Below are 1,435 nucleotides of genomic sequence, written 5' to 3' on the forward strand. Positions count from 1 at the left end.
GAACAAGAGCTATTCCTGGTTCGAAAACAACGTCATCTACCGCGTGCCGCCGCACTTCCCCGGCGCGGGTCGTCAGGTCTACCCCGGCTTCCTGCAGCACACCGGCTTCGTGGCGATGAACCCGGACCGCCACCTCAGCTCGCACTACGACTACTTCTTGGACTTGGTGCGCGGCGACGACGACAGCGCCGAAGGCCACCGCACGTTCTACGACGAGTACAACGCCGTGCTGGACATGCCGGCTGAGTACTACCTGGACACCATCAAGACCGTGTTCCAGGACTTCGCGCTGGTCAACGGCACCTGGCAGGTCGACGGCGCCCACGTGCGCCCGCAAGACATCACCGCCAGCGCCTTGCTCACCATCGAAGGCGAGCTGGACGACATCTCCGGCGCCGGCCAGACCCGCGCTGCCCACGAGCTGTGCACCGGCATCCCGAAGACGCGCCAGTTCCACTACGACGTGGTTGGCGCCGGCCACTACGGCATCTTCTCGGGCCGCCGCTGGCGCGAAAAGGTCTACCCCGAGTTGCGCGCCTTCATCCAGCGCTTCAACCAGCCGGAAGAGATCATTGGTGACACCAAGGCGGCCGCGCGCAAGCCCCGGGCGGCGAAGCCGGCCGCCAAGGCTGCTGTGAAGCGGTCCCGCAAAGCAGGCTAAAAAGACGCGCCGGTGGCTTTCATGCCAACCGGTGCACGCAGAAGCGGCATTGATGGATGAGCTAACCGCTCAACTCCACGCCGCAGCGGTCGATACCTGAGACGTATGCCCGGCTCACCCGAGCCGGAGCGGCGCGCTTCCCTCTCCGGGCAAGGCGCCTTCATCAGGTCACCACCGCATGAGCCCGTTCTCGATTGCCGTCAGACACCTCCGCCAGCTTGGCCTGGCGGCGCTGGCCTTGTGCACGCTGGCCGCTCACGCCGGCAACGCTGACCTGCGCATCGTCACCGAGGAGCTGCCGCCCTACAACATGACCCAGGGCGGTCAGATCACCGGCCTGAGCACCGAGGTGGTCCAGGCGGTGCTGAAGGAAGTCGGCCTGCAGGCGCCGATCAAGAGCATGCCCTGGGCCCGCGCCTACGACATTGCGCTGAACGAAGAGAACGTGCTGATCTATTCGATCACCCGCACGCCCCAACGAGAAAAGCTTTTCAAGTGGGTCGGCGTGATTGCGCCGACGCATTGGGCCCTGTATTCGCGCCCCGGCCGCAATCTGCCGATCAAGCAGCTCGAAGACGCCCGCAAGTTCCAGATCGCCACCGTCAACGAAGACGCCGGCGAGCAGTACCTGGTCAGCAAAGGCTTCGTGCTGGGCAAGAACCTGCAGTCGAGCAACAAGTACGAGTTCAACTACGAAAAGCTCAAGCTCGGCCGCGTCGACCTGTGGATCTCGAACGAGCTGAACGCGCTGTACCTGACCCGCCAGGCCGGTGA

Annotated in this window: 1 protein-coding gene and 1 pseudogene; both read left to right on the forward strand. The window is 64.6% G+C overall.

The window, feature by feature from the left end:
• Positions 1-661, forward strand: a pseudogene (locus AC1DYI_RS35520) (polyhydroxyalkanoate depolymerase); the annotation flags it as partial.
• 178 nt (positions 662-839) lie between these two features.
• On the forward strand, positions 840-1,435 hold a 596-nt coding region (locus tag AC1DYI_RS35525), incomplete at its 3' end, for a substrate-binding periplasmic protein (protein WP_477208796.1).

This window comes from Ideonella sp. P3_A4, assembly GCF_056403075.1.